This is a genomic window from Mycobacterium sp. (assembly GCF_049673265.1).
Classification (GTDB): Bacteria; Actinomycetota; Actinomycetes; order Mycobacteriales; family Mycobacteriaceae; genus Mycobacterium.
In genome coordinates this window covers 1-6,734 of record NZ_JBATXN010000535.1, presented here as the reverse complement: position 1 = coordinate 6,734, position 6,734 = coordinate 1, and the positions used below count along the sequence as shown (strand labels likewise).

At 66.3% G+C, this 6,734-nt stretch carries 5 protein-coding genes and 1 pseudogene; 3 read left to right on the top strand and 3 right to left on the bottom strand.

Annotated features, from left to right (window positions below):
* Positions 1-458: pseudogene (locus tag WBF82_RS18370) on the top strand (L-asparaginase); the annotation flags it as partial.
* Here the strand turns inward: WBF82_RS18370 and WBF82_RS18365 are convergent.
* Positions 423-1,787, bottom strand: a complete 1,365-nt coding sequence (locus WBF82_RS18365; protein WP_424384388.1) for a DNA polymerase IV — start codon at positions 1,785-1,787, stop codon at positions 423-425. The pseudogene WBF82_RS18370 and the gene WBF82_RS18365 sit on opposite strands and share 36 nt — an antisense overlap.
* A 63-nt stretch (positions 1,788-1,850) precedes the next feature.
* On the opposite strand from WBF82_RS18365, the gene WBF82_RS18360 reads away from it, so the two are divergent.
* Positions 1,851-2,420 (top strand): class I SAM-dependent methyltransferase, encoded by a 570-nt coding sequence (locus WBF82_RS18360; RefSeq protein ID WP_424384387.1) that lies wholly within the window; start codon positions 1,851-1,853, stop codon positions 2,418-2,420.
* Complete coding sequence (locus WBF82_RS18355; protein WP_424384386.1) at positions 2,420-2,920, top strand: hypothetical protein; 501 nt, start codon at positions 2,420-2,422, stop codon at positions 2,918-2,920. Before WBF82_RS18360 ends, WBF82_RS18355 begins: the two co-directional genes overlap by 1 nt.
* Here the strand turns inward: WBF82_RS18355 and ileS are convergent.
* The gene (ileS, locus tag WBF82_RS18350) at positions 2,917-6,030 is read right to left on the bottom strand and encodes an isoleucine--tRNA ligase (RefSeq protein ID WP_424384385.1); all 3,114 of its coding nucleotides are present in this window, start codon (positions 6,028-6,030) and stop codon (positions 2,917-2,919) included. The two genes, WBF82_RS18355 and ileS, sit on opposite strands and share 4 nt — an antisense overlap.
* 283 nt (positions 6,031-6,313) lie before the next feature.
* The gene (locus WBF82_RS18345) at positions 6,314-6,685 is read right to left on the bottom strand and encodes an amino acid-binding protein (RefSeq protein ID WP_424384384.1); all 372 of its coding nucleotides are present in this window, start codon (positions 6,683-6,685) and stop codon (positions 6,314-6,316) included.
* Positions 6,686-6,734: the final 49 nt, after the last annotated feature.

The following is a 6,734-nucleotide window of genomic DNA, read 5'->3' as shown; positions in this document are numbered from 1 at the left end:
CGACGGGAGACGGTTTCGCCGGTGAGCTCCTCGGCAGCGTCGACGGCGGGGTGACGCTGGCGCGGCCGAAGACTCGCCTCTACTTCGGCGAACTGAGCGCGGCAAGCGCTCCGCGGGTCGACATCGTCGCGGCTTACCCCGGCGGCGACGCGGTGGCGATGGACGCCTGCGTGGCCGCCGGCGCGCGCGGCATCGTGCTGGAAGCGCTCGGCTCGGGCAATGCCGGCGATGCGGTGATCGACGGAGTGCGGCGGCATTGCCGAGACGGAGTCGTGGTCGCGGTCTCCACCCGAGTCGTCGGTGGCCGGGTCAGCCCCGGATATGGACCGGGCCACGACCTGGTCGAGGCGGGTGCGGTGATGGTGTCGCAACTGCCCCCGAGCCAGGCGCGGGTGCTGGTGATGGCGGCGTTGGCCGCGCAACTACCGCTGCGCGACGTTGTCGATCGCCTCCGCTGAGACATTCTCGGTCAGCGCGGCGACGTAGTTGGGCCAGTCCAGGCTGTCGACCGGATTGGCCTGCATGATTTCGCCGGTGTCGGACTGGAAGGTCCGCGCGGGCCCGGGTCCTGAGCTGCGGGTCTCGAATCGCACGGTGACCACGCCGTGCCCGGCGCCTTGCACCCAGCCATGCCCGAGATCGTGATGAGCCACGTCATCGCCCACCCGCCATGGCGAGGACTCCGGACCCGGTCCGAACATGGCCGCAGCCGCCGTCTCAACGGAATGCTGTGACTCCGGCTCAGACAAGTCCAAGTCGGGGAACAGCGATTCCTGTCGCACGTCGCTCAAACCCGAGAATCCCACGCCGAGAAGGCGAATCGGACCGATCTCGTGGGGATCGAGCAGCAACCGCCGCGCCGTCGCGATCAGCGCGGCAGCCTCGGTGGTCGCATAGGGCAGGGTGGCCGAGCGCGTCAGCGTGCTCATATCCGATTTCTTCAGTTTGACTGTCACGGTGCGGGCGCCGCGGCCGTCGCGGCATAGCCGTTGATGGGCGTGCTCGGCGATCGGGCCGATGGCCTCTTGCAGCTCGTCGAGCGTGGTCAAGTCCGCCGCGAAGGTCGATTCGGCGCTGATCTGCTTGGCCTCGGCTCGCTCGGCGACCGGGCGGTCGTCGATCCCGCGGGCCAGCCGATGCAGGGCGGGCCCAACCGTCGCGCCCAAGATGTTGGCCACCTCGGCGTCGCTCAGCGCGGCCAGCTGCCCGATCGTGTCGATGCCCAGCCGATGCAGCTTTTCCTCGGCCACCGGGCCGATCCCCCAAAGCCGGCGCACCGGAAGGCCGCCCAGCAGCGGCTTCTCCTCGGCACGACCGACTACCCGAACCCCGTCGGGTTTGGCCATACCCGAGGCGATCTTGGCGATCTGCTTGCCCGAGCCCGCACCGACCGAGGCGATCAGGCCAGTCTCGTCGCGCACCCGCCGGCGCAGGTCCTCGCAGAACTGCTCCACCTCGGTCGCCGACGCACCGACCAGTTCCGGCGGCTCACCGAACGCCTCATCAAACGAGAGTTGCTCGACAACGGGCACCACCGCGCGCACGGTTTCGAACACACGCCGGCTGGCGACTCCGTAGACCACGCCGCGCGGTGGCAGGACCACCGCCGTCACGCCGACCAAGCGGCGTGCCTGATGCATCGGCATGGCCGACCGGGCGCCGAACACCCGCGATTCGTAGCTCGCCCCGGCCACCACGCCGCGCCCGCCCAGCCCGCCGACCAGCACCGGACGGCCCAGCAACGTGGGGCGGGTGAGTTGCTCGACGGACGCGAAGAACGCGTCCATGTCGAGGTGCAGTACCCAGCGAGAGTCCACAAACCCCGATGCTATTGCGCTAGCTTCTAAATCATGGCGATGAACATTTGCCACCGGCTGTGTTGCAGCTCCGATCGCTACTTCAAAACAGTCGAAGACGCGCTCTTGCCCTGGGTGCTCGGCGACGTCGAGTTGGGCGACCACGTGTTGGAGATCGGGCCTGGCTACGGCGCCAACATCCGGGTGCTGATCGATAAAGCGCCGCACTACACCGCGGTCGAGATCGACCAGCCGATGGCCGATCGACTCAAAGACAAGTACGGCGACCGCGCCCGCATCATTCGGGGCGACGGAACCGACACCGGCTTACCATCCGAGGAGTTCAGCTCGGTGGTGTGTTTCACCATGCTGCATCATGTGCCGACGCCGGCGCTGCAGGACCAGTTGTTCGTCGAGGCGTTTCGCGTGCTGCGGCCCGGCGGCGTGTTCGCCGGCAGCGACAGCGCCTCGTCAACGCTGTTCTCTATCTTGCACTTTCGCGACACTTGCAACCCGGTGTCGCCCGACACGTTGCCGGACCGGTTGCGCGCAGCGGGTTTTGACGATGTGCAGGTCGACACAAACGGCCGCAGGCTGCGGTGGCGCGCGGTCAAGGCGGGCTGATGCGCGACGAGATCGGAAGAGCCTGGGCGCGGTTACGCGACGAATGGAACACGCACCTGCAACCCGGTGAGCAGGCGACAGTTCTGGCCTGGTCGACGTTTACCGTCACGTTCGCCGGTCTGCGGGGACTCACCCACTGGATCCGCGCCGGGCACGGCCCGTCAGGTGGAGGCGTCAGCGTGGGCGGCAAGCATTTCCACCACTACAACATCGGCATTGCATTGCTAGCGGGCGTGGCAGCCGTGGGCCTGCGCGGTAGCGAGCGGCAACGGCGTCACCCCGCGGCGGCGATCGCCTACGGGGCGGCGAACGCGATGATCGTCGACGAGCTGGCGCTGCTGCTCGACCTCGACGATGTCTACTGGGCGAAGGAGGGTCGCGAAAGCGTCGACGCCGCGATCGGGATCATCGCTGCCGGCGGCACGATCGTCGCCGGTATGCCGTTCTGGCCACACGCACACCGCGCGCTGCGCAACCTCGAGAAGCGAAACCCGTTCTAGGCCTTCGCGATCGTGACCAGCACGCCGTCGCCGATCTCCACACCATCCGCGGGCTCACCGAACTCGAAGCTCGTCGCCAGGATTTCCCCGGCGATCAGGTCGCGATGGGTGCTGGCCCAGCCGGCGCGCTGCGGCGGCACCGACATCACCACGCTGATCCGGTCCGAGACGTCCAGCCCGGTCGATTTCCGCAACTCCTGCAGCTCGCGGATGCGGTCCTTCGCCCAACCCTCGGCCTCGAGTTCGGGTGTCACCGTGGCGTCCAACACCACCAGCCCGTCACCGCCGGGCAACGGGGCGGTGTATTCGGGATCGGCGGCCACCAGCCGGGAGCTGTACTCATCGGGTTGCAGCACCGCCGGCCCCGCGGTCAGTGTCCCGTCGGCGTTGACGACGCCCTCGCCGGCCTTGACCGCTTTGATCGCTGCCTGCACATCCTTGCCGAGTCGCGGCCCGGCGACCCGGGCGTTGACGGTCAGCTCGAAACGACCGTAGGTGTCGATGTCCTCGGTCAGCTCAACCTCCTTGACGTTGAGCTCGTCGGCGATCAGATCGGCGAATGGTTCCAGTCGCCGTGGATTGTCCACGGCCACCGTAAGTTTCTGCAGCGGCAGCCGCACCCGCAGCTTCTTCGCCTTGCGCAGCGACGAGGCCACCGAGCACACCTCGCGCACCTGATCCATCGCGGCGACCAACCCAGCGTCGGCGGGCAACACCCCGGCTTCGGGCCAATCGGTGAGGTGCACCGACCGCTCAGCGGTAACACCGCGCCAGATGATCTCGGTGGTCAACGGCAGCAACGGTGCGGCCAGCCTTGCGGTAACTTCCAGCACGGTGTGCAAGGTATCGATCGCATCCGGGTCCTCTTCCCAGAACCGCGAGCGAGACCGTCGCACATACCAATTCGTCAGCGCCTCAGTGAACTGACGCAGCTGCTCACATGCCCCGGAGATATCGCAGACATCAAGCCCAGCGGTGAGGTCGTCGCGCAGCGCCGCCAATTTGGCCAGGATGTAACGATCCAGCACATGCGGCGAATTAGTGCGCCACGTACCGACTTTGGGCGCGTAGAGGGCCAAGAAACTGTAAGCGTTCCAGAATGGCAGCAGAACCTGTCGCACCCCGTCGCGGATACCCTGTTCGGTGACGATCAAATTCCCGCCGCGCAGGATTGGCGAGGCCATCAAAAACCAGCGCATGGCATCGGACCCGTCGCGGTCGAACACCTCGCTGACGTCGGGATAGTTGCGCAGCGATTTGCTCATTTTCTGCCCGTCGCTACCCAGCACGATCCCGTGCGCCACACAGGTTTTGAACGCCGGTCGGTCGAACAGCGCGGTGGCCAGCACATGCAGCGTGTAGAACCAGCCGCGTGTCTGCCCGATGTATTCGACGATGAAGTCGCCCGGGTAGTGCGTCTCGAACCAGTCGCTGTTCTCGAACGGGTAGTGCACTTGCGCATAGGGCATGGACCCGGAGTCGAACCACACGTCGAAAACGTCGGCAATGCGCCGCATCGTCGACCGCCCGGTCGGGTCGTCGGGGTTGGGTCGGGTGAGCTCGTCGATATACGGCCGGTGCAGGTTGCCCGGCCGCACGCCGAAGTCGCGCTCCAGCTCGTCGAGGCTGCCGTAGACGTCGATCCGAGGATAGGCCGGGTCATCGGAGAGCCAGACCGGAATAGGCGTGCCCCAGTAGCGGTTTCGCGAGATTGACCAGTCGCGGGCTCCCTGCAACCACTTGCCGAACTGACCGTCTTTGACGTGCTCGGGATACCAGGTGATCTGCTGATTGAGTTCGACCATCCGGTCCCGGAACTCGCTGACTTTGACAAACCACGACGACACCGCCCGGTAGATCAGCGGATTGCGGCAGCGCCAGCAGTGCGGGTAGGGGTGCTCATAGGTTTCGTGGCGGATCAGGACCGCACCGTTGGCCGCGGCAGGGCCACTGTGGTTTTTCAGGTCCCGGATGATCTGCGGGTTGGCTTCGAAGACGTGCTGGCCCTGGTAGTCGGCAACCGTGGCGTCGAATCGGCCCCTGGCGTCGACGGGCGTCACCGGCACGATGCCGGCCTTGTCGGCGGTTTCCTTGTCGTCCTCGCCGTAGGCGGGCGCCAGGTGCACGATGCCGGTACCGTCTTCGGTGGTCACAAACTCGGCGCCGAGCACCTGAAAAGCGTTGGGCGAGTCCATGAAATAAGGAAACGGCGGCAAGTAGCGCAGGCCCACCAGATCGCTGCCGCGGTAGGTGCCAAGCAGCTCCGGCTCATCGCCCAATTCTCGCGAATAGGCGGCCAGCCGAGCCTCGGCCAAAACCAGCCGGTGCTCCCCCGCCCGCACCTGCACGTAGGTGACGTCGGGGTTGACCGCGACGGCCTGGTTGGACGGCAGCGTCCACGGCGTCGTCGTCCACACCAACAGGTGCGCACCGGCTAATTCACCGTCCGGCACGGTGAATCCGACGGTGATCGCCGGGTCCTGCCGACTCTGGTAGACGTCGTCGTCCATCCGCAACTCGTGGTTGGACAGCGGGGTCTCGTCGCGCCAGCAGTACGGCAGCACCCGGTAGCCCTCGTAGGCTAAGCCCTTGTCCCACAACTGTTTGAACGCCCAGATCACCGATTCCATGTAGGACAGATCGAGCGTCTTGTAGTCGTTGTCGAAGTCCACCCAGCGGGCCTGGCGAGTCACATACGCCTGCCATTCGTCGGTGTAGCGCAAAACGGATTCGCGGCAGGCTTCGTTGAACGCGGCGACGCCCATCGCGTCGATCTGGGACTTGTCGGTTATCCCGAGCTGCCGCTCGACCTCCAGTTCGGCTGGGAGCCCATGGGTGTCCCAGCCGAAGCGGCGTTCCACCTTGTCGCCGCGCATGGTGCGATACCGCGGCACGATGTCCTTGACGTAGCCGGTCAGCAGATGCCCGTAGTGAGGTAGACCGTTGGCGAAGGGCGGTCCGTCGTAGAACACATACTCCGGGGCATCAGCCCGCCGCGCGATGCTGGCGCGGAAGGTGTCGTCGCTCGTCCAGTAGTCGAGGACCTCGAGTTCCAGCGCCGGCAAGTCGGGTGCACCGCCGGCCAGCTTGGGATAGGCGTTCTCGGTCACTGCGCGCGTCGTCTCCCTCGTGCCACAGTGCCATGCGGCACCATGTGCCGCTGGCAGAGTTGCCAGGCCCGGGGACGACGTCGCGCCTGTGCGCAAGCGCCGCGGTACCACCCCGCGTTGCCGCGCCGAGGCGCGGCCGCTCGTTGACGGCTGTGACGGGCCTACCCGTTCGGGTCTACTTGAGCCGTTCCTCTAGGTACTGGGCCTGTTCTTCCGAAGGCTCCCCGGTGATAGCCGGATCGACGCCGCTGCGGGAGATTCTACTGGGCGCACGCGATCGACATCAGGCCAGCGCGGCCTTGGCGTCGGCGAGATTATCGGCGCCAAGCACCAAGCGGGTGTTGGTGGCGAGATATGCGGTTTCCAGGTTGACTTTCGCGGCACCGAGCTTGTGGACGACTTCACCGAGGGCGCCGGGACGGTCTTCGACGTCGAGCACGATCACCTCTTGCTCTTCGGCGATTTTGATTCCGGCTCCCTGCAGCGCCTCGAATGCGGAGGTGGCATCATGCACCAGGATGTTCACCTCAGCCTGCCCTCCGCTGGCCAGGGCGCACAGACCGGCGATATTGACGCCCGCCTTGCCCAACACATAGCCGATCAGCGCCAGCTCGCCGGGCTCGTCGTCGAGATAGAGCGTTAGATCGGTCGCCATGACGCGCTCCCTTCGCACCAGGTCTGAGCGGATCGCATGTCCACGCTAC

Excerpts from the sequence above, each read along its gene's own strand:
- WBF82_RS18365 (WP_424384388.1), bottom strand. The coding sequence starts at position 1,787 with ATGGACGCGTTCTTCGCGTCCGTCGAGCAACTCACCCGCCCCACGTTG.
- WBF82_RS18360 (WP_424384387.1), top strand. The coding sequence starts at position 1,851 with ATGGCGATGAACATTTGCCACCGGCTGTGTTGCAGCTCCGATCGCTAC.
- WBF82_RS18355 (WP_424384386.1), top strand. The coding sequence starts at position 2,420 with ATGCGCGACGAGATCGGAAGAGCCTGGGCGCGGTTACGCGACGAATGG.
- WBF82_RS18345 (WP_424384384.1), bottom strand. The coding sequence starts at position 6,685 with ATGGCGACCGATCTAACGCTCTATCTCGACGACGAGCCCGGCGAGCTG.